Source organism: Streptomyces sp. NPDC001941 (assembly GCF_040296945.1).
In the GTDB taxonomy this organism is placed as follows: Bacteria; Actinomycetota; Actinomycetes; order Streptomycetales; family Streptomycetaceae; genus Streptomyces.
Genome location: NZ_JBEOYE010000016.1, coordinates 24,774 through 45,219, shown reverse-complemented (window position 1 = coordinate 45,219; position 20,446 = coordinate 24,774). Strand labels below are relative to the sequence as shown.

Below are 20,446 nucleotides of genomic sequence, written 5' to 3'. Positions count from 1 at the left end.
CGCCCGCACCGACGGAGGGGCGCGGGGAGGGAGTCGGGGGGCTCCCTCCCCGCGCCCGGTCGCGCACGGGGTCCCGCGGGGCGGGACGTCAGACGATGTGGTCGGCGATCTCGGCCTGCTCGCGGGCGCTCCCGTACGCCTGGGGCGTGCCGTACGAGCGGCGCGCGACGTACCACCAGACGCTGGCCAGGACCAGCACCACCGCCAGCGCGATCACGGCGTAGTTCATCGAGTCGATGGTCACCGGCGACTTCTGCGGCAGGCAGAACAGGACGGTCACGCAGGCGACCCAGACGACCGCGATCCAGCCGATCGGCCTGCTCCACTTCCCCAGCGACCAGGGGCCGGGCTCGAAGCGGTCGCCCGCGCGCAGCCGCAGGTAGATCGGGATGGCGTAGGCGGGGGTGATGCCGATGACGTTGATCGCGGTGACCGCGCCGTAGGCGGTCGCCGAGTACAGCGAGGGCAGGGCGAGCACGCCGGCGACGACCACGGAGAGCCAGACGGCCGGGACGGGCGTCTGGGTGCGGCTGCTGACCTTGCGCCAGAGCGCGGAGCCGGGCAGCGCGTTGTCGCGGCTGAAGGCGAAGACCATCCGGCTGGCGGCGGCCACCTCGGCGTTGCCGCAGAACAGCTGGGCGACGATGACCACGAGGAGCAGCGCGGTGGCCGCGCCGCTGCCGAGCGCGTCGAGCAGGATCTGCGCGGGCGGCACTCCGGTGGCGCTGTTCTGGGTGCCCGCGTAGTCCTGGATGGCGAAGGTGAGCCCGGCGAGCAGAACGAAGCCGGCGAGCCAGGAGACCCAGATGGCCCGGACGATGCCCTTGGCCGCGGTGACCGAGGCGTTGGACGTCTCCTCGGACAGGTGGGCGGAGGCGTCGTAGCCGGAGAAGGTGTACTGGGCGAGCAGCAGGCCGACCGCGGCGACGTAGAACGGGTTGGCCCAGCCGGTGTCGTTGACGAACTCGGTGAAGACGAACGACGGCGACTGGTGGTGGTCGGGCACGATCGCGAGCGCGCCCACGATGACCGCGACGCCCGCCAGGTGCCACCACACGCTGATGGAGTTGAGCACGCTGACCAGCCGGACGCCGAAGAGGTTGAGCACGGCGTGCAGCAGCAGGATCGCCAGGAAGATCAGGAAGGTCGAGCCGGGCGTCGGGGTGAACCCGAACTGCAGGTTGAGGAAGGCGCCGGTGAACAGGGCGGCGCCGTAGTCGATGCCCGCGATGGCGCCGAGCAGCCCGAGCAGGTTGAGCCAGCCGGTGTACCAGCCCCAGCGGCGCCCGCCGAGCCGGTCGGCCATGTAGTACAGCGCGCCGGAGGTCGGGTAGGCGCTGGTGACCTCGGCGAGCGCGAGGCCGACGCAGAGCACGAACAGGCCGACGCCCGCCCAGCCCCACATCATCACGGCCGGGCCACCGGTGCCCAGGCCGAAGCCGTACAGGGTCATGCAGCCGGACAGGATGGAGATCACGGAGAAGCTGATGGCGAAGTTGCCGAAGCCGCCCATGCGGCGGGCCAGCACCGGCTGGTAGCCGAGCTCCCGCAGCCGCTGCTCCTCGTCGCGCTGGGGTATCTGGCTCTGTTCCGAACTGGCCCACGTGGTGCGGGACATGACGGGGGTACCTCCGGGGGGTGAGGTTCGGGGACGGTACCGGGCGTACGGGCCCGGTCAGCTGTCGCGGGCCGCGGCGAGCGAGCGGCCGCGGGCGCGCAGGAACACCTCCTCGGCGAGCCGCTGGTCGCCGGGGTCGGGGGTGCGGTAGGCCCAGGGCTGGGGCGTCCAGTACGGGCCGAGGGCCTCGAAGACCCGGGCCGCGTCGTGGAACGCCAGGGCGCCCCACAGGGCGTGCGCGAGGTGGTTGAGGTCGAGCAGTGAGCACGCCTCGGGCACGGTGTGGTCGAACCAGCCGTGCAGGGCGCGCTCGGTGTCGCGGGTCGCGTCCTCGGCGACCCAGTGCAGGTCCAGGGCCTTCTCCTGGCCCCGGTCGCGCCGGTAGCGCTCCACCCGCACGTACAGCGGGAGGGCGTGCAGCGCGGATCCGGCGGGCGCCGCGGAGGCCGCCCACTGGACGAAGTTGACCGCTTCGGAGAGCGGGCCGCCGGCCCCGCGCGCGTACACGAACTGCAGCATGCGGTGGTACGCCTCGCGGTTGTGCGGGTCGCGCTTGTCCGCCTCGGCGAGCAGGCCCCAGGGCCCGGTGGGCAGCATGGGGGCGGGCGGGTGGACCCGGTGCTCCTCCATCTGCTGCCGCTCGTCGAGGCAGGCGAGCGCGAGCAGGCAGACCCAGGGGACCGGGTCGTCGGGGGCGGCGCGGGTGGCGGTTCGGCAGGCGTCCCAGGCCAGTTGCCACAGTTCGCGGGTGCGCTTGTGGCCCTCGCGGTGGGCGCGCACGGCGCGTTCGACGGTGACCCGGGTGTGCATCACGGTGGCGGCGACGCTGTGCGGCTGCTCGGCGCGCCAGGCCTGGACGACGTCGGAGCCGGCCGCGACGGCGGCGAGGACCTGGGTGCGCTGGGTCCACAGCGGCCAGCCGGGCGTGTCGGCGAGGAGTTGGGCCATCGCCACCCAGCGGCCGGTGCGCAGGTCCTGCACGGCACCGCGTAACGCCTTGTCGTGGCCGGCCGGATGGTAGACCGGGCGGTCGTCGCTGCTCATGGGTCCTCCGGTCGGGGCGAGCGGCCGTCGGTCCCCCGCGCCTGGGCCGCGCGGTCGCCCCCGGAAGGCCCGAACTGATCGTTGACGTAGCGTTGTTGATGCTGTTGATCGGCGATCACTATAGAGCGCAAAGGACTAGTCCGGTCCACTTTCCTGTTCGAAAACAAGGTTCCGGCCAGGGACCGAAACTGATCCATCGGCCATGTCGGCATCGGCGGCATTTGCCGACCGGGGTCCCGATCGTCCGGGCTTGGCGCCGCCCGCCCTTGACGCCGCCCGGGCTCTCCCGCAGGCTGGCCGACCGACCCCTTTCGATCAAGGAACGGCCCCCGACAGGCCAGGAGGCGTACGCGGATGAGCGGCCCGGTACTCGCCGTGGATCAGGGCACTTCGGGCACCAAGGCCCTCGTCGTCTGCCCGGAGCGCGGGGTGATCGGCACCGGTGCGGCGCCGGTGCGCCCGCGGTACGGCTCCGGGGGCCGGGTCGAGGCCGACCCCGCCGAGCTGCTGGACTCCGTCCTGGAGGCCGGGCGCGCCGCCCTCGCGGACGCGGGCGAACCGGCCGTCGCGGTGGGCCTCGCCAACCAGGGCGAGACGGTGCTCGCCTGGGATCCGGAGAGCGGCGCTCCGCTGACCGACGCGATCGTCTGGCAGGACCGCCGCGCCGCCCCACTCTGCGATGAACTCGCGCCGCACGCCGAGGAGTTGAGGTCACTCACCGGACTGCCGGTGGACCCCTACTTCGCCGCTCCCAAGATGGCCTGGATACGCCGCCACCTCACCCGCGACGGCGTGGTCACCACCACCGACGCCTGGCTGGCGCACCGGCTCACCGGCGCCCTGGTCACCGACGCCGCCACCGCCGGGCGCACTCAGCTGCTCGACCTGGACCGGGTCGACTGGTCGCCGCGCGCCCTGGAGCTGTACGGCCTAGCGGACGAGCGGCTGCCCGAGGTCGTCGACGCCGCCGGGCCGGTCGGCGCCACGCGGGCCTTCGGCGGCGAACTCCCGCTGACCGGGCTGCTGGTGGACCAGCAGGCCGCGCTGCTCGCCCAGCGCGTCACCGAGCCGGGCACCGCCAAGTGCACCTACGGCACCGGGGCGTTCCTGCTCGCGCAGACCGGTCCGCTCCCCCGCCGGGGCGACTCCGGCCTGGTCTCCTGCGTCGCCTGGCGGCTCGGCGGGGAGACCAGCTACTGCCTGGACGGCCAGGTGTTCACCGTCGCCTCCGCCGTGCGCTGGCTGACCGACCTGGGCGTCATCTCCGGGGCCGCCGACCTCGACCCGGTGGGCGGCGCCGTGCCCGACGCCGGGGGCGTCACCTTCGTACCGGCCCTGGCGGGCCTGGCGGCGCCGTGGTGGCGCGGGGACGTGCGGGGATCGCTGACCGGGCTCGGCCTGGACACCGGCCCCGGGCAGCTGGTGCGGGCCCTGGTCGAGGGCGTCGCCGCGCAGGTGGCCGCGCTCGCCGACGCGGCCGCCGCCGACCTGGGCGCCCCGCTCACCGTGCTGCGCGTGGACGGCGGCCTGACCCGCTCCGCGCTGCTCATGCAGACCCAGGCGGACCTGCTCCAACTCCCGGTGGAGGTTTCGGCGTTGCCCGACGCCACCGCGCTGGGCGCCGCCGCGGTCGCCCGGCTCGGCCACGAGCCCGGGCTGCGCCCCGAGGACGCGGTGCCCGACTGGCGGCCCTCCGCCGTCTACGAGCCCCGGATCGGCGCCACCGAGGCCGCCGAGCGCCTGGGCGCCTTCCGGGCCGCCGTGGAACGGCTCCTGGACGGCGCCGCGTGACGGTGACCGGCGCGGGCCCGCTGCCCGAAGGGCCCTACGACGTCGCCGTGGTGGGCGCGGGCGTGGTGGGCTCGGCCATCGCCCGCGAGCTGGCCCGCCACCCGCTGCGCACCGCCCTGGTCGAGGCGGCCGACGACGTGGGCGAGGGCAGCTCCAAGGCCAACACCGCGATCCTGCACACCGGTTTCGACGCGGTCCCCGGCACCCTGGAGGCCCGGCTGGTGCGCGAGGGCTCCCGGCTGCTCGCCGGCTACGCCGAGGAGTGCGGCATCGCCCTGGAACCGGTCGGCGCGCTGCTCGTCGCCTGGGACCCCGAACAGCTGGCGGCGCTGCCCGCACTCGCCGCGAAGGCCGTGCGCAACGGCTGCCACGACACGGAACGACTGGACGCCGACGAGCTGTACCGCCTCGAACCGCGCCTGGGGCCCGGCGCGCTGGGCGCGCTGCGGGTGCCGGGCGAGAGCGTGGTCGACCCCTGGTCCGTCACCCTGGCCTACGCCACGCAGGCGGTGCGCGCGGGCGTGGACCTGCACCTGCGCTGCCGGGTGGAGTCGGTCGGCCACGACGGCGCGGGCCACCACGTGCTGCGCACCTCGCGCGGCCCGCTGCGCGCCCGCCACCTGGTCAACGCCGCCGGTCTGCACGCCGACGTGCTCGACCGGGCGCTCGGCCACCGGGACTTCACCGTCACGCCCCGGCGCGGCCAGCTGATCGTCTTCGACTCCCCCGCGCGGGATCTGGTGCGGCACATCCTGCTGCCCGTCCCGACCGCGCTCGGCAAGGGCGTCCTGGTGGCCCCGACCGTGTTCGGCAAGGTGCTGCTCGGGCCGACCGCGGAGGACCTGGACGACAAGACGGCGACCGGCTCCACGGCCGAGGGGATCGCGCTGCTGCGGGAGAAGGGCCGCCGGATCCTGCCGGAGCTGCTCGACGAGGAGGTCACGGCGGTGTACGCGGGCCTGCGCGCCGCCACCGGGGCCGAGGACTACCGCATCGCCCGCCACCCGGGGCGGCGCGTCGTCACGGTGGGCGGCATCCGCTCGACCGGCCTGACCGCGTCGATGGCGATCGCCGCGCACGTGGTGGGGCTGCTCGCCGAGGAGGGCCTCTCGGTGGGCGCGCCCCGCGACCTGGCTCCGGTGCGGATGCCGCCGCTGGGCGAGGCGTCCACCCGCCCCTACCGGGACGCCCGCGCGATCGCCGGCGACCCCGAGTACGGCCGGATCGTCTGCCACTGCGAGCGGGTCACCCGGGGCGAGATCCGCGACGCGCTGGCCTCCACGGTGCCGCCGGGCTCGCCGGACGGCCTGCGCCGGCGCACCCGGGCCCGCGCGGGGCGCTGCCAGGGGTTCGCGTGCGGCGCCGCGGTGCGCGCGCTGTTCGAGGGGGGCCGCCGTGCGCCGTGACGTGGACGTCCTGGTCGTCGGGGCGGGCCCGGCCGGACTCGCCCTGGCCGCCCGGCTGGCGGCCGCCGGGGCGGGCGCGGTCGAGGTCCTGGAGCGCGAGGAGGAGCCGGGCGGGACGCCCCGCCACTGCCACCGGGGCGGCTTCGGGCTCGGCGCCCGGGGGCGCACCGTGGACGGGCCGCTGTTCGCCCGCCACTGGGCCGCCGCCGCGCGCGGGGCCGGAGCCCGGCTGCGCACCTCGGTGACGGCCACCGGCTGGGCCGGGCCGCGCGTCCTGGAGGTGACGGGCCCTCAGGGCCTGGAGCGGATCGGGGCGCGGGCCGTGGTCCTGGCGACCGGCGCCCGCGAACGGCCCAGGGCGGCGCGGCTGGTGCCGGGCACCCGTCCGGCGGGCGTGTACACCACGGGCGAGCTCCAGCGCACGGTGGCCGCGGGCCTGCGGGTGGGCACGCGCGCGGTGGTGGTGGGCGCAGGATCGCTCGCGGGGCACGCCGTGCGGCTGCTGCGCCGCGCGGGCGTCCGGGTCGCGGCCCTCGTCACGCCCGGCCCCGCCCCGCGCGCGGTGGGCGCCCAGGTGGTACGGGGCGGGGTCGGCGAACTCCTGGGGCGCGGGCGGCTCTCGGGAGTGGTGGTCCACGCGTCCGGCGGCGCCCCGCGCGCGTGGACCGTCCGCTGCGACACGGTGGTGTTCACCGGCGACTGGATCCCCGAGCACGAACTGGCCCGGGGCGGCGGCCTGCGCGTCGACCCGGTGACGCGCGGGCCGGTGGTGGACGCGGCGTTCGCCACCTCGGAGCCCGGTGTGTTCGCCGTCGGCACCCTGCTGCGCGGCGGGGTGCGGGCGGCGGCGGTGGCCCGCGAGGGCGAGGCGGCCGCGGTGGCGGTGCTGCGGCACCTGGCCCGGCCGTAGCGCACCCGGCGCGGGCGGTCCGTACATTGGAGGCATGGTCGACCAACGGCACAAGCGCAGCGCGGGCCTGCTGCTGTTCCGGCGCGTGAACGGCGGCACCGAGGTCCTGATCGGTCACATGGGCGGCCCGTTCTGGGCCTCCCGCGAGACGGCCGCCTGGTCGGTCCCCAAGGGCGAGTACGGACCCGACGAGGCCCCGGAGGCGGCGGCGCGCCGGGAGTTCGAGGAGGAGCTCGGGCTGCCCGCGCCGGACGGGGAGCCGATCGCCCTGGGCGAGGCCCGGCAGGCGAGCGGGAAGACGGTCACCGTGTGGGCCGTGGAGGCCGACCTGGACCCGGCGGACGTGGTGCCGGGGACGTTCCGCATGGAGTGGCCGCGCGGCTCCGGGGTCGTACGGGAGTTCCCCGAGCTGGACCGGGTGGCCTGGTGCACGCCCGAACAGGCCGAGCCCCGGCTGGTGTCCGGCCAGCGGGTCTTCCTGGAACGGCTGGCGGAGCGGCTGTCCGGGGGCGTCGGCGGGAGCGGCGGCGGCTGATTGTCAGACCCGTGCGAGAAGGTGGGGACCCAGCCCGCCACCCCGCCGACAGGGAGCCACAGATGACCGGCATCACCGCCCCCGAGCGCGCTGCCGCCCAGGCCTACGCGCGCCTCCTGGAGTCCACCCAGGCCGTCCTCTCCGACCCGGCCCTCGCCCCGCTGGCCGGGGCGCTCCTCACGCCCCCGATGGCGGAGGCCGACGAGGCCCTGCGCGCCGCGGGCCTGTCGGGGAACGAGGAGCGGCTGCTGCACCTGGTGGCGGCCCTGCGGGCGCCCGCGGGCGCCCGCAGATAGGGGGCTCGCACCCGGCGCACGAGTGCCGCCGGAGCGCCGGTGGGGCCGCGGCGGAGTCCGCCGCGGAGCTACCGGTGGGTCGCCTCCCGGTTGCGCGCGCCGCTGAACGGCGCAAGCGCTTCCGGGCGCCCCCGTGGCGGGGCCCATGTGATGTCAAAGCTCTGGTATTCGCCCCGCGCCCCGGGAGACGCTGTTAACGTCAGCGTTCCCGAGCCCTTGGCCCATCTGATCGGCGCCGGAGTGCGGTGGAGACGACACAGCGACGATGCGCAGGCCGGTGCCTGGGGGGCGTCGCCCGAAGGGGTGCTAGACCGGTCTGCGCCGCACCTTCGGTGCCGTCAGGTGAGTTAGGGGGCGGAAGGGCAAGGACGGCGTGCGCCCACGTGCCCCGCGCGACGCGCGGGGCGCTGGCGTGCGCGTCGCGCGCGTGCGACTGATCGCCAATGATTGTCTCGTACCCGGGCGCTCCCGCCCCTCTCACCCGCATATGCTCCTGAAAGGCGCACCATGGACACCGCACTCGTCTCCACGGCCCAGAAGTCCAAGCCCTCCGCCCCCGTCACCGACCGCGTGCTGATCTCACAGCTCTCGTCGCGGGGCGACGGCGACGTCCCGGGCACGGCCCGTCGGCGCACCGCCGACGGGGAGGCGGCCCCGCTCCCCGCCTCGGCCTTCCAGTCGGCCCTCTGACCGGACCGGACAGCACACGCCATGGACCGGCCGCCCCCAGCCCTGACGCAGTTCGTCGTCAAGGTCGCGAGTCGTTGTGATCTCAAGTGCGATCACTGCTACGTCTACGAACACGCGGACACCAGCTGGCGCGGCCGGCCCCGGTTCATCTCGGACAAGGCCCTCGCGCAGACGGCCGACCGGATCGCCGAGCACGCCCGCACCCACCGCCTGAGCGCCGTCCACGTCGTCCTGCACGGCGGCGAGCCGCTGCTGTACGGCCGTGACGGGCTGCGCCGCGCGGCCACCGAGTTCTCCCGGGCCCTCGACGGCGTCTGCGCCCTCGACCTCAGGCTGCACACCAACGGGGTGCTGCTCGACGAGGAGTTCTGCGAGCTCTTCCTCGAACTGGGCATCAAGGTCGGTGTCTCGCTCGACGGTGACCGCGCCGCCAACGACCGGCACCGCCGCTTCGCCGACGGGCGCACCAGCCATCCGCAGGTGCTGCGCGCGGTCGGGCTGCTGAACCGCCCCCGCTACCGGCCGGTCTTCGCGGGCATCCTCTGCACGATCGACGTGGCGAACGACCCCGAGGCCGTCTACCGGGCCCTGGTCGCGCTGGAGCCGCCCCGCCTCGACCTGCTCCTGCCGCACGCCACCTGGGACGCCCCGCCGCCCCGGCCCGGCCCGTCCGCCACTCCGTACGCCGACTGGCTGGCCACCGTCCACCGGCTCTGGGAGGCCGACGGACGGCCCGTGCCCATCCGGATGTTCGACTCGGTGCTGCGCACCCTGCGCGGCCAGAGCAGCCTGACGGAGTCACTGGGCCTGTCCCCCGCGGACCTCGCCGTGATCGAGGCGGACGGCACGTTCGAGCAGGCCGACACGCTGAAGATCACCTACGACGGCGCGCCGGTCACCGGCATGGACGTGTTCGCCAACTCCCTGGACGACGTGGCCGCCCACCCCGGCGTCGCGGCGCGCGCCCGGGGGATCGAGGGCCTCGCGGCGCAGTGCCGGGCCTGCCCGGTGGTCACCTCGTGCGGCGGCGGGCTCTACGCCCACCGCTACCGCGCGGAAAACGGGTTCGACAACCCCTCGGTCTTCTGCCCGGACCTGCTCCAGTTCGTCAGCACGGTGAGCCGCCGGGAGACGGACCGTCAGTTCGACGACCGGCTCGCCCAGCTCGCCGGGGGCCTCGGCGACGACGCGGTGGTCGCCTGGCTGGACGCGCGGCAGCTGGACGCCAACCGCCGGCTGCTGGCCGAGCTGGGCGCCCTGGTGCCCGGCGACGACCCGGTGGCGCGGGACGCCTGGGAGCTGGTGACCGACCTCGACGAGACGGCCCCCGACGCCCTGGACACCGTGCTGGCCCACCCCTACCTGCGGCGCTGGGCGCTGGCGGTGCTCGACCGGGGCGAGCGGGCGGAGCTGGTGCCCGGGCTGGCCCGGATCGCCGCGGCGGCCTGTCTGGTGGCCCGCCGCGAGCGGACCGTGGCGGTCCCGGTGACCGAGGGAACGGTCCACCTGCCCGGCCTGGGGGTGCTGAGCCTGCCCGGTGCGAGCGGCCCTGCGCTCCTGACGCCCACCGGGGACGGCTTCACCGTCCGCGCCGGGGACCGGGTGCTCACCATCGGCTCCGGCGACGGCCTGGACGGCCTCACGCCGTACTGGCAGCCGGTGCGGGTCATGCGGATGTCCGGCTGGACCGTGGCGCTGGAGGACACCGACCCCTGGCGCGACTGCCACGAGTGGCCGGTCGCCGAGCGGCTCTCGCAGGGTGAGGCCAAGCGCTGGGAGGACGACCTGCGCGAGGCGTGGGAGTTCCTCCGCGCCGAGCTGCCGCAGTACGCCGAGGGGGTCGCGCGCGGCCTGCGGGTCGTCACCCCGCTGCGGGCGCCCGACCAGCGGTCGGTGAGCTGCGCGGCGAAGGAGGCGCACGGCGCCGTCGCGGCGGCCCTGCCCGGCGCCCCCGACCTGCTGGCGCTGCTCCTGGTGCACGAGTACCAGCACGTGAAGCTGGGCGCCGTGCTGGACGACTTCGCGCTGTTCGACCGCGCCGAGACGCGGCGCTTCTACGCCCCCTGGCGCGACGACCCGAGGCCCTTCGAGGGGCTGTTGCAGGGTACGTACGCGCACCTGGCCGTGACCGACTTCTGGCGCGCCGCGCGTCGCACCGGTCAGCGCGCGGACGCCGAGGAGCAGTTCGCCCGCTGGCGGGAGCACACCGCGGGCGCCGTGGCCGAGCTCGCCGGATCGGGGGCGCTGACGCCGCTCGGCGAGCGGTTCGTCGCCGGGATGGCCGGTGCGGTCGAGGGCTGGGACGGGGAATCGATTTCGGCCAGCGTGCGGGAAGAAGCACGTCGATCGGCACGTGAACACCGCGCGCGGTGGCTGCAATTGCACGGTACGGAGAATGATCAGCGCGTGGAATGACCGGGTGATCTTTTCCTTTCACTCCCTTCCGGACCGGCAATCGATCTCTTCCGGGGCGGCGGCCGGATTTCCCGGCCGCCGATCCGCGCACACGGATCCGCACGATCTGTTCCGCAAAGGAATCCTCCTTTCCTAGACTGAGGTCCCTCAATGACCCGGCCGGGGGGAGACGTCAGTGGTCGGAGCCGCGGGACCCGGGGGAGAAGAACCGAAACCGTACTTCTTCCTCTCCTACGCGCACACGCCGAAGAACCATCCGAAGGACCGGGATCCCAATGTGTGGGTGGAGCGGTTCTACCGGGACCTCAGCGCCCACGTACTGGCGTTGACATCACTGCCCGCCGGGGTCCCCGCGGGTTTCATGGACCAGCAGATGCAGCCCGGGGAGGGCTGGCAGGAACGCCTCTCCGAAGCCCTGGCGTACTGCCGGGTGTTCGTCCCCCTGTACTCGCCGCGCTATTTCCTCAGCGAGCAGTGCGGCAGGGAATGGTTCGTGTTCTCCCAGCGCGCCGCGCACCACCAGGCGCGCAGCAACAGCGGCTCCCCGGTGAACGGGATCGTGCCCGCGCTCTGGGTGCCGGTGCCCACCCGGCAGCTGCCGCAGCCCGCCGAGCGGCTGCAGTTCAACCACGCCACGTTCGGCGACGACTACGCCGACGAGGGGTTCTACGGACTGATCAAACTCCGCTACCTGCGCGACCAGTACGAGCGTGCGGTGTACCTGCTCGCCAAGCGCATCGTGAGCGTCGCGGAGCAGACACTCATCGCGGACGGCGACCCGCACCAGAACTACGGGGCGATGCCGAGCGCCTTCGGACCGCCCGGGGCGCCGCGCGAGCTGCAGGTCTCGGTGCTCGCCTGCTGCCGCACGGACCGCCCGGAGGACCGGGGCGAGGACTGCTACGGCACGCACGCCAGGGACTGGAACCCCTTCCACCCCCGCTCCAGCAGGCCGCTCGCCGACCACGCGGTGGACCTGGCCCGCAACCTCGACTACGTGGTGCGGGTGCGGGAGTTCGAGACCGACCCCAAGCAGCTGCTCATCGACGACGGGGCGCCGCCCGAGGCCCCGGCGCTGCTGCTGCTCGACCGCTGGGCGCTGGACCGGCCGGACCGCAGGGAGCTGGTCCGCCGCATCTACGCCCAGGACCGTCCATGGGTCAGCGTGATGGACCCGTGGAACCGGGAGGACCCCGAATCCCCCTCCAGGGAGAGCGAGTTGAGGAGGCTCACCGACGCGGCGCTCACTCCTCCCGCAGGGGTCAGGGGCGGGCACCGGTCGGCGGGGATGACCACGCTGGAGGCGTTCAGCCGGGAGCTGCCGATCGCGGTGCGGGCGGCCAGCCGGGGCTACGCGGAGCACGCCCCCACCTATCCCCCGGCGGGGCAGCACCAGCGGCTCCCCAAAGTGCTCCCGTCCGGCGTCGGTTACGGCGCCGGCGTCCCCGTCCAGCGCACGGCGGACACCGACGAGTCACAGGGCAACGCTGAACCGGCGGAGGACTCCACCACATGACCGAGAACCGCGACGGGAAGATCATCACCTTCTACTCGTACAAGGGCGGCACGGGCCGGACCATGGCGCTGGCCAACACGGCGTGGATCCTGGCGGCCAACGGCCACCGGGTGCTGGCCGTGGACTGGGACCTGGAGGCGCCCGGTCTGCACCGCTTCTTCCACCCGTTCCTCAACATGGGCGACCTGGAGGCCACCCCCGGTCTGATCAACCTGATCACCGAGTACCAGGAGGAGGCCAGGCGGCCCGCCGACCGGGAGCCGGACTGGCACCACCGCTTCGCCCGGGTGCGTCCGCACGCCACCTCCCTCAACTGGGCCTTCCCGCACCGCGGGAGCCTGGACTTCCTGTCCGCCGGACGACGCAACCGCGACTACCCCACCACCGTCGGACGCATGGACTGGGACGACTTCTACGAGCGGTTCGGGGGTGGACAGTTCTTCGACGCGATGCGCGGCGACATGCGCAGGCACTACGACTACACCCTCATCGACAGTCGTACCGGACTCAGTGACATCGCCGACATCTGCACCGTGCAGATGCCGCACGTCCTGGTGGTCTGCTTCACCCTCAGCGACCAGAGCATCGACGGCGCCTCGTCCGTGGCCCGGGACATCCAGGAGCGCTACGCGGACAAGGGCATCCGGATCCTGCCGGTGCCGATGCGCATCGACGACGGCGAGAAGGAGAAGGCCGACGCCGGGCGCCAGCTGGCGCGCGAGCGGTTCCCCGGACTGCCCGGCGGGATGAACGGGCCGGAGATGAGCCGCTACTGGGGTTCGGTGGAGATCCCCTACCGGCCGTTCTACGCGTACGAGGAGATCCTGGCGACGTTCGGCGACGCGCCCGGGGTCTCCAGCTCGATGCTCACCGCCTGCGAGAAGCTCACCTCGGTGCTCACCGAGGGGCGGGTCGAGGCGCTGCCCCCCATCGACGAGGCGGAGCGGCTGACCTACGTCACCGCCTACACCCGCCGCCGCTCGGTCCCCCCGTCGCACGTACTGCTGCCGTACGTGGCCGAGGACCAGATGTGGGCGGACTGGATCGAGGCGGTGCTGCTCGGCGCCGGGTTCCAGGTGACGCCCGTGGACGTGCGCACCGCCCAGATGACGGCGGTCGAGGCCGACATCGCGGCCGGCGGCGCCTCCCGGGTGCTGCCCGTCCTGTCGCAGGCGTTCTTCGGCTCGCGGCGCGCGGTGCGGCTGTGGGACGCCGGGTTCGGCCTCGACTCCTCCGGAGGGCGGCGCCAGCTGGTGCCGGTGCGGGTGGGTGACGTACGGCTGAGCGCGCAGTTCAGCGGCCGGGGCGTCGACCTGTCGCGGCTCCAGGCGCGGGACGCGGCCGTGGCGCTGTTCGCCACGCTGGACAAGGACGACGCCGGTCCCCCGGAGTTCGGGCCCGAGGACCCGCGCTACCCGGGCGTGGGGCCGTCCGTGTGGAACATGCGGCCGCGGCACGCCTGGTTCACCGGGCGCGCCTCGATCCTGGAGCGGCTGCGGGACCGGCTGCGCGGCGACACCCGTTCCGCGCGGCGCTTCCCGCAGGTGCTCTACGGCCTCGGGGGCGTCGGCAAGACCCAGGTGGCCCGGGAGTACGCGCACCGGTTCCGGGCCGACTACGACCTGGTGTGGTGGGTGGAGGCGGAACAGCCGGACCGGGTCCTGTCGTCGATGGCCGAGCTGGCGCAGGCGATGGACCCGCGGGCCAGCGAGGTGGTGGCGGACGCGGCGCGGGCCGCGCTGAACTCGCTGCGGCGCGGCAGCCCCTACGCCCGCTGGCTGCTGATCTTCGACAACGTCGAGGACCTGGACCGGACGCTGGAGATGTTCCCGGACGAGACCCAGCCGATCCCCGCCGGGGTGTACGGGCACATCCTGGCGACCTGCCGCAACAAGCCGGTGTCCACCCGGGTGGAGCCCATGGAGGTGGACGTCTTCACCCGGGCCGAGAGCATCGAGCACCTGTGCCGCCGGGTGAGCAAGCTGCCCGCCCGCGACGCGGACCGGGTGGCCGAAGCGGTCGGCGACCTGCCGCTGGCCGTGGAGGTGGCGGCCGCCTGGCTCGCGGAGACCGCGACGCCCGTGGACGCGTACGTGGAACAGCTCAGGGAGCAGAGCACCAAGGTGCTGTCGCTGGGCAAGCCGGAGGACTACGCGACGCAGATCGAGGCCACCTGGACCATCTCGATCAACCGGCTGCGCCAGGAGTCCAAGGCGGCCGTCCGCCTCCTTGAGCTGTGCTCGTTCTTCTCGGCCGAGCCGATCTCGATGCGGCTGATCGGCAGCGACTCGATGTTCGAGTCGCTCCTCCCGTACGACTCCGACCTGCGCGAGCGCTACATGCTGGGCAAGGTCATCCAGACCCTGAACCGGTTCGCGCTGGCCAAGGTGGATCCGGCGGACAGCAGCATCCAGGTGCACCGGCTCGTGCAGGCGGCCGTGCGGGCCAGCCTGTCGCCCGACGAGCAGGTCACCGCGATGCACGAGGTGCACCGGATCCTGGCGGAGGCCAGGCCCGCGGAGAACGTGGACCGGGACAACCCGGTGCACGACCCCAAGAGCTGGCCGGCCTTCGAGCTGATCTGGCCGCACCTGGGCGCGTCCGGCATCGCCGACTGCGGCGAGGAGAAGGTGCGCCAGCTGATGGTGGACCGGGTGCGCTACCTGCTCAAGCGCGGCGAGCTGGAGAACGCCCGGCAGCTGGGCTCCCAGCTGAACGGGACCTGGACCCGGGAGCTGGGCGAGAACGACCTGCAGACCCTCAACATCCGCTTCGAACTGGCCAACGCGCTGCGGGCGCAGGGCAAGTACCAGGACGCGCTGGAGCTGGACGAGGACACCCTGGCCCGGCAGATGGCGGTGCTGCGCGAGAGCCACCCGGACGACGACCACCCCACGATCCTGATCACCACCGGATCGCTCGCCGCCGACCTGCGCGCGCTGGGCCGCTTCGACCAGGCCCTGGAGCGCGACGTCCGGATCTTCGCGGGCTTCCGGCAGAACTTCGGCGACAACCACCCGCGCACCCTGATGGCGGCGAACAACCTGGCCATCGACTACCGGCTCACCGGGGACAGCGAGACGGCGCGGCGGCTGGACGAGGAGACCGTGGAGCGGCGCAGCACCCTGCTGGGCCCGGACCACCCCTTCACCCTGACCACCAAGGGCCACCTCGCCCGCGACCTGCGCGAACTGGGCGAGTACGGCGAGTCGGTGCGGGTGCTGCGGGAGGTGGTGGAGGCGTTCGAGCGGGTGTTGACCGCCGATGTGCCCGAGGCGCTGCGCACGGCGAAGTCGCTCGCGGTGTCGCTGCGCAAGGCGGGCCACCCGCACGAGGCGAAGCGGCTCACCGAGTCCACGTACGACCGCTACCGGGAGCGGTACGGCACGAAGGCGCCGGACGCGCTGGCGTGCGGTCTCAACCTGGCGGCGGACTTCTCCGCGATGGGCGACAAGCAGGCGGCGCTGGACCTGGCGCTGCCGATCCTGGAGCAGTACCGGGAGACGCTGGGCGCCTCGCACCCGTTCACCCTGGCCTGCCGCAACAACGTGACGATCTACCAGCGGGGGCTCGGGGACGCCGCCGCGGCGGCCGAGGCGTGCGAGCAGATCCGCGCGGAGCTGGAGCGCACGCTGGGCGCCGGCCACCCCTACGCCCTGTCGTGCGCCCTCAACCTGGCGAACGCGTACGGGGACATGGGGCGGGCCGACCTGGCCGAGCACTGGGAGCGCACGGTGCTCGCGGCCCTGACCGAGCGGCACGGACCGCACCACCCGGACGCGCTGGTGTGCCAGGGGAACCTGGCGATCACGCTGCGGGCGCTGGGCCGCGAGGACGAGGCCCGGCTGCTGCGGGCCAAGGTCCTGGAGACCACCACCCGGCAGCTGGGCGTGGACCACCCGATCACGGAGGCGTGCCGGGACTGGCGCCGGCTCAACCGCGACCTGGAGCCGCAGCCCGTCTGACCCGTTAAGGGGGTGCGCCGCGGGTGCGGCGCGCCCCCTGGGACCCGCGCGCGGGTGTCAGCGGATGGCCCAGCTGAGCACCCGGGTGAGCACCCGCAGGGCGGCGAAGTGCGCGGCGCCCCGCTCGACGACCAGCTCGGCGTCGGGGATGTGGGCGGCCAGCCAGCGGGTGTGCTGGACGGGCGCGAAGACGTCGTCCTCGCCGTGCCAGAGGAGGACGGGGGCGGTGATGCTCTCGGTGCGAAAGCCCCAGTCGAGGCTGAAGGCCATCACGTCGTCGATCCAGCCCCCGGCCGAACTACGCAGCCCCTCGGCGAAGTTGCGCACCAGCATGGCCCGGATGCCGGTGTCGGAGACGATGCCCTTGTCGGCGGCGGGCAGCCCCTGCCGCATGTCGGCGATCGAGCCCCTGGGGTCGGCCCTGATGGTCGCCGAGCGGAACTCCAGCGCGGCCGTCAGCTGGTCCTCGCCGGCGGCGGCGTTGACGTACTCGCGCACGTTGGACTCGGTCATGCCGTCGAACCAGTCGAGGCCCTTGGCGTCCCGGGGCGCCAGTCCGACCAGGGCGGCGGCCCGGGTGACCCGGTCCGGCAGCAGGGCGGCGCAGGCCAGCGCGTGCGGGGCGCCGCCGGAGCGTCCGACCACCGCGAACTCCGCGACGCCCAGGGCGTCGGCGATGCACCGCACGTCGGCGGCCGCGTCCGCGACCCGGCGGCCGGGTAATCGGTCGGAGTCGCCGTAGCCGGCGCGGTCGAAGGCGATGAGCCGTACCCCGAGCCGGTAGAGGACCGCGTGCCGCGGGGCCGGGCCGAGCCGGCTCCCGGGCGTGCCGTGCAGCAGGAAGACCGGACGGCCGCGCGGATGACCGAGCACTTCGACGGCGAGGTCCCGGCCGTCCTGGGTACGGATCGACTGCACCAACTGTCGCCTCCCCCGAGTCGCGTTACGACGAGTATGGGCGTGGGCCCAGGGTCTGGCCTATACCCTCACGGGCCGAAACCACCCTGAGCCGGGCGCTGTTGGCCGGATTGTGGTGACCGGCCGCTCGGGAGCCGGGTGGTGGGGGCCGGGACGGCCCGGCCCAGCGGCAACCCCGTGTAGTTCTCGGCCAGTTCGGCGCCGGCGTGCTCCGACGCGGCGATGCGCTCCAGCTGGGCGAGCTGCAGCCGGGTGTCGAACGGGGTCTGCCCGGGGGCCGTGTGCAGCGTCGTCGTCATGAAGTACGAGAAGTGCTCGGCGCGCCAGATCCGGCGCAGGCAGGTGTCGGAGTAAGCGTCGAGCAGTGCGGCCGATCCGTCCCGTGCTGCACTGACCAGCGCCTCGGCGAGGACGGTCACGTCGGCCGCGGCCAGGTTGAGGCCCTTGGCGCCGGTCGGCGGCACGATGTGCGCGGCGTCCCCGGCGAGGAACACCCGGCCGTACCGGAGGGGTTCGGTGACGAACGAGCGCATGGGCAGCACCGACTTGGCGGTGATCCGGCCCCGGGCGAGCTTCCAGTCCGGGTCGTCGCGCAGGGCGAGCCGGGCGTCCAGTTCGTCCCAGACGCGCGCGTCGGGCCAGTCGCCCGGGTCGGTGCCGGCCGGCACCTGGAGGTAGAGGCGGCTGACCTCCGGGGAGCGCATGCTGGCCAGCGCGAAGCCGCGCGGCGAGTGGGCGTACACCAGCTCGTCGTAGACGGGAGGCGCTTCGGCGAGGACGCCGAGCCAGGAGTACGGGTAGACCCGCTCGTAGGTGGTGCGGACCGCGGGGGGCACGGCGTCGCGGACCACCCCGTGGAAGCCGTCGCAGCCGACGACGTAGTCGCAGGTGAGCGAGTGCTCCTCGCCGCCGCGCACGTAGTGGACGACCGGCCGGCCGGTGTCGGCGCCGGTGACCGTGCGCGCCTCGGCGCCGAACAACAGCGGCCCCCCCTGGTCCAGTTGGAGGGCGATCAGGTCCTTGACGACCTCCGTCTGGGCGTACACCGTGACGCGTCGTCCGCCGGTCGGGCCGGGGAAGCCGATCCGGTGGGAGCGGCCGTCGAAGCGCAGCTCGATGCCGTCGTGCACCATTCCCTCGCGGTCCAGCCGCTCCCCCGCGCCCGCCGCCCGCAGCACGTCGACGGTGGCCTGTTCCAGGATGCCCGCGCGCTGGCGGCGCTCCACGTAGGACCGGTCGCGCAGCTCCAGGACGACGCTGTCGACGCCCGCGTTGTGCAGCAGCCGGGCGAGCAGCAGCCCGGCCGGGCCCGCGCCGATGATCCCGACGGTGGTGGCGGCGGTGCTCATCGCAGGTCCTCCAGCAGGGCTTCGAGGGCGGTCAGTACGGCGCCGGGGCGCTCGGTGCCGGCCAGGTGCCCGGCGCCGGGGACCTCCACGAGCCGGGCGCCGGGGATCGCGGCGGCCAGTTCGCGGGCGTGCGCGGGCGGGGTGGCCCGGTCCCCGGCACCCGCGACGACCAGGGTGCGCGCGGTGATCCGGGGCAGGTCGGGGCGCAGGTCCAGGGCGGCGAGCGCCTCGCAGCAGGCGGCGTACGCCCCGGGGTCGGCGGCCCGGTGGTCGGCCTGGAGCTCCGCGGCGCCCGGGGGCGGTGCGTCGGGGTCGGCGAACCAGCGGGAGGGCGCCGCGTCGGCCAGCGCCGCGAGGCCCTCCTTCCGCACCAGGGCCGCGCGGGCGCGCCAGGCCGCGGGGTCGCCGAAGTGCGCCGAGGTGCAGACGAGGGCGAGGTGGCTGACGCGGTCGGGGTGGTGGGCGGCGAGGTGGGCGCCGACGGCGGCGCCCAGGGAGACGCCCGCGTAGGCGAACCGCCCGGCGCCCAGGCCGTCGGCCAGGTCCAGGACCGGGCGGGCCAGGTCGGCGACGGTGGCCCCGGCCGGGAGCGGGTAGGCGGGCGATCCGCCGTGGCCGGGGAGGTCGTAGCGCAGTACGCGGAAGTGGCGCGCCAGGGCGGCGAGTTGGGGTTCCCAGAGGCGCAGGGAGGTGCCGAGCGAGGGGCCGAGGACCAGGAGGGGCGCGTCGGGCGGGCCGTCCAGGAGGTGGTGCGGGGGTGGGTACGGGGATCGGCGCGGGGCGTCCTGGCGGCGGGGGGCGGGGGCCGGGGCGTCGTCCGGCCGCCGGGCCAGGGACCGGTCCACCAGGGTGCCGGCCTCGCCGAGGTAGGTGGCCGGGTCGCGGAAGATCCGCGGGTCGCCCCGCAGCGCCATGCCCGGCCGGGTCGCCTCCAGGTTGCGGCGCATCCGGGCCGGGTCCACCTCCAGGCCCGCGCACAGGCCCGCGGCCAGTTCGGCGGCTCCGCCGGTGAGCCGCAGGGCCTCCCGCAGCGGGGCCCACTCGGCGTGCCAGGCCCCGGCCGGGCGCTCGTCCTCGGCGCTCACGCTCGCGTACAGGACCTGGGCGTGCGCCGGGACCTGGCGGGCCGCGGCGGCGATCAGGGTGGCCCGCACCGGGTTGCTCTTGTGCGGCATGGCGGAGGAGCCGCCGCCCGCGCCCTCGCGCAGTTCGGCGGTCTCGGTGCGGGAGAGCAGCAGGACGTCGGCCGCGATCTTGCCGAGGGCCCCGGCGCACAGGGCGAGGGCGCCGGCCAGGTCGGCGACCGGGGTGCGCAGCACGTGCCAGGGCAACGCGGGCGCGGCCAGGCCGAGTTCACGGGCGTACGCCTCGACGGTGGCGGCGCCGCCGGGCAGGCCCGCGAGGGTGCCCGCGGCCCCGCCGAGCTGGGCGGGGAGGGTGCCGCGCACCCGTACCAGGCGGTCCCTGGCGTCCAGGACCAGGGCGCGCCAGCCCGCCGCCTTCAGGCCGAAGGTGGTGGGCACCGCGTGCTGGGTGAGGGTGCGGGCGGCCATCGGGGTGTCGCGGTGCGCGGCGGCGAGGGCCGCCAGGGTGTCGGCGGTGCGGGCCAGGTCGTCGGCGGCCGCGTCCAGGACGCGGGCGGACAGCAGCATCAGGGCGGTGTCCACGATGTCCTGGCTGGTGGCGCCGCGGTGGACGAACTCGGCCTGTTCCGGGTCGACTTCGCGGACCCGTTCGCGCAGGTCGGCGACGAGCGGGATGACCGGGTTGCCGCCGGTGACGGCCCGCAGCGCCAGGTCGCGCGCGTCGGGCGGGGCGGCCAGGGCCAGGGCGGTGACGGTGCGCCCGGCGTCCGGGTCGAGGGCGCGGGCCAGGGCCGCCTCCGCCTCCAGGAGCGCCCGGAGCAGCGCCGGGTCGCCGGTGAGGGCCTCGGCGCGGCTGCCGGCCCAGCCGGGCGACAGCAGCCCGACCACCTCGGGGCCCGGGACCCGTA

General features: G+C 74.8%; 13 protein-coding genes and 2 pseudogenes. 9 read left to right on the top strand and 6 right to left on the bottom strand.

The annotated features are described in order from the left end of the window. Nucleotides 1-88: 88 nt before the first annotated feature. Together ABT160_RS14290 and ABT160_RS14285 are read right to left on the bottom strand one after the other, a co-directional pair. On the bottom strand, nucleotides 89-1,618 hold the full coding sequence (locus ABT160_RS14290; RefSeq protein WP_351647318.1) for an amino acid permease: 1,530 nt from the start codon (nucleotides 1,616-1,618) through the stop codon (nucleotides 89-91). Between the two features lie 57 nt (nucleotides 1,619-1,675). Further along, nucleotides 1,676-2,662, bottom strand: coding sequence for a hypothetical protein (locus ABT160_RS14285; RefSeq protein WP_351647317.1), 987 nt, complete (start codon nucleotides 2,660-2,662; stop codon nucleotides 1,676-1,678). A 354-nt stretch (nucleotides 2,663-3,016) separates the two neighbouring features. Between ABT160_RS14285 and ABT160_RS14280 the strand changes: the two genes are divergently transcribed. From ABT160_RS14280 to fxsT, 9 genes and pseudogenes are all read left to right on the top strand, one after another. Further along, a complete protein-coding gene (locus ABT160_RS14280; RefSeq protein ID WP_351647315.1) occupies nucleotides 3,017-4,453 on the top strand; it encodes an FGGY family carbohydrate kinase in 1,437 nt (478 codons plus the stop codon). Beyond that, nucleotides 4,450-5,859, top strand: a complete 1,410-nt coding sequence (locus ABT160_RS14275; RefSeq protein ID WP_351647313.1) for an FAD-dependent oxidoreductase — start codon at nucleotides 4,450-4,452, stop codon at nucleotides 5,857-5,859. The genes ABT160_RS14280 and ABT160_RS14275 overlap by 4 nt, the downstream gene beginning before the upstream one ends. Further along, nucleotides 5,849-6,760 (top strand): annotated as a pseudogene (locus ABT160_RS14270) (NAD(P)/FAD-dependent oxidoreductase); the annotation flags it as partial. The gene ABT160_RS14275 and the pseudogene ABT160_RS14270, both read left to right, overlap by 11 nt. 43 nt (nucleotides 6,761-6,803) lie before the next feature. After that, nucleotides 6,804-7,304 carry an NUDIX hydrolase gene (locus tag ABT160_RS14265; protein WP_351647309.1) on the top strand — a complete coding sequence of 167 codons (501 nt, stop codon included), beginning with the start codon at nucleotides 6,804-6,806 and terminating at the stop codon, nucleotides 7,302-7,304. 62 nt (nucleotides 7,305-7,366) lie between these two features. Next, entirely contained in the window at nucleotides 7,367-7,600 is a 234-nt protein-coding gene (locus ABT160_RS14260) for a hypothetical protein (RefSeq protein WP_351647307.1), read from the top strand. A gap of 507 nt (nucleotides 7,601-8,107) precedes the next feature. Continuing rightward, complete coding sequence (locus ABT160_RS14255) at nucleotides 8,108-8,290, top strand: hypothetical protein (protein WP_351647306.1); 183 nt, start codon at nucleotides 8,108-8,110, stop codon at nucleotides 8,288-8,290. A 21-nt stretch (nucleotides 8,291-8,311) separates the two neighbouring features. After that, a complete protein-coding gene (locus tag ABT160_RS14250) occupies nucleotides 8,312-10,705 on the top strand; it encodes an FxsB family cyclophane-forming radical SAM/SPASM peptide maturase (protein ID WP_351647304.1) in 2,394 nt (797 codons plus the stop codon). Between the two features lie 175 nt (nucleotides 10,706-10,880). Further along, nucleotides 10,881-12,221, top strand: coding sequence for a TIR-like protein FxsC (locus ABT160_RS14245; protein WP_351647303.1), 1,341 nt, complete (start codon nucleotides 10,881-10,883; stop codon nucleotides 12,219-12,221). Further along, nucleotides 12,218-16,186: an FxSxx-COOH system tetratricopeptide repeat protein gene (fxsT, locus tag ABT160_RS14240; protein ID WP_351647301.1), complete on the top strand. Its 3,969-nt coding sequence runs from the start codon at nucleotides 12,218-12,220 to the stop codon at nucleotides 16,184-16,186. The genes ABT160_RS14245 and fxsT overlap by 4 nt, the downstream gene beginning before the upstream one ends. 57 nt (nucleotides 16,187-16,243) lie before the next feature. On the opposite strand, the gene ABT160_RS14235 is transcribed toward fxsT, so the two are convergent. From ABT160_RS14235 to pcaB, 4 genes and pseudogenes are all read right to left on the bottom strand, one after another. Next, nucleotides 16,244-17,107 (bottom strand): alpha/beta fold hydrolase, encoded by an 864-nt coding sequence (locus ABT160_RS14235; protein WP_351647299.1) that lies wholly within the window; start codon nucleotides 17,105-17,107, stop codon nucleotides 16,244-16,246. 65 nt (nucleotides 17,108-17,172) lie between these two features. Beyond that, nucleotides 17,173-18,453, bottom strand: coding sequence for a 4-hydroxybenzoate 3-monooxygenase (locus ABT160_RS14230; protein ID WP_351647297.1), 1,281 nt, complete (start codon nucleotides 18,451-18,453; stop codon nucleotides 17,173-17,175). After that, complete coding sequence (locus ABT160_RS14225; RefSeq protein ID WP_351647412.1) at nucleotides 18,450-19,298, bottom strand: alpha/beta fold hydrolase; 849 nt, start codon at nucleotides 19,296-19,298, stop codon at nucleotides 18,450-18,452. The genes ABT160_RS14230 and ABT160_RS14225 overlap by 4 nt, the downstream gene beginning before the upstream one ends. Continuing rightward, a pseudogene (gene pcaB, locus ABT160_RS14220) lies at nucleotides 19,275-20,426 on the bottom strand (3-carboxy-cis,cis-muconate cycloisomerase); the annotation flags it as partial. The pseudogene pcaB and the gene ABT160_RS14225, both read right to left, overlap by 24 nt. Between the last annotated feature and the right edge of the window lie 20 nt (nucleotides 20,427-20,446).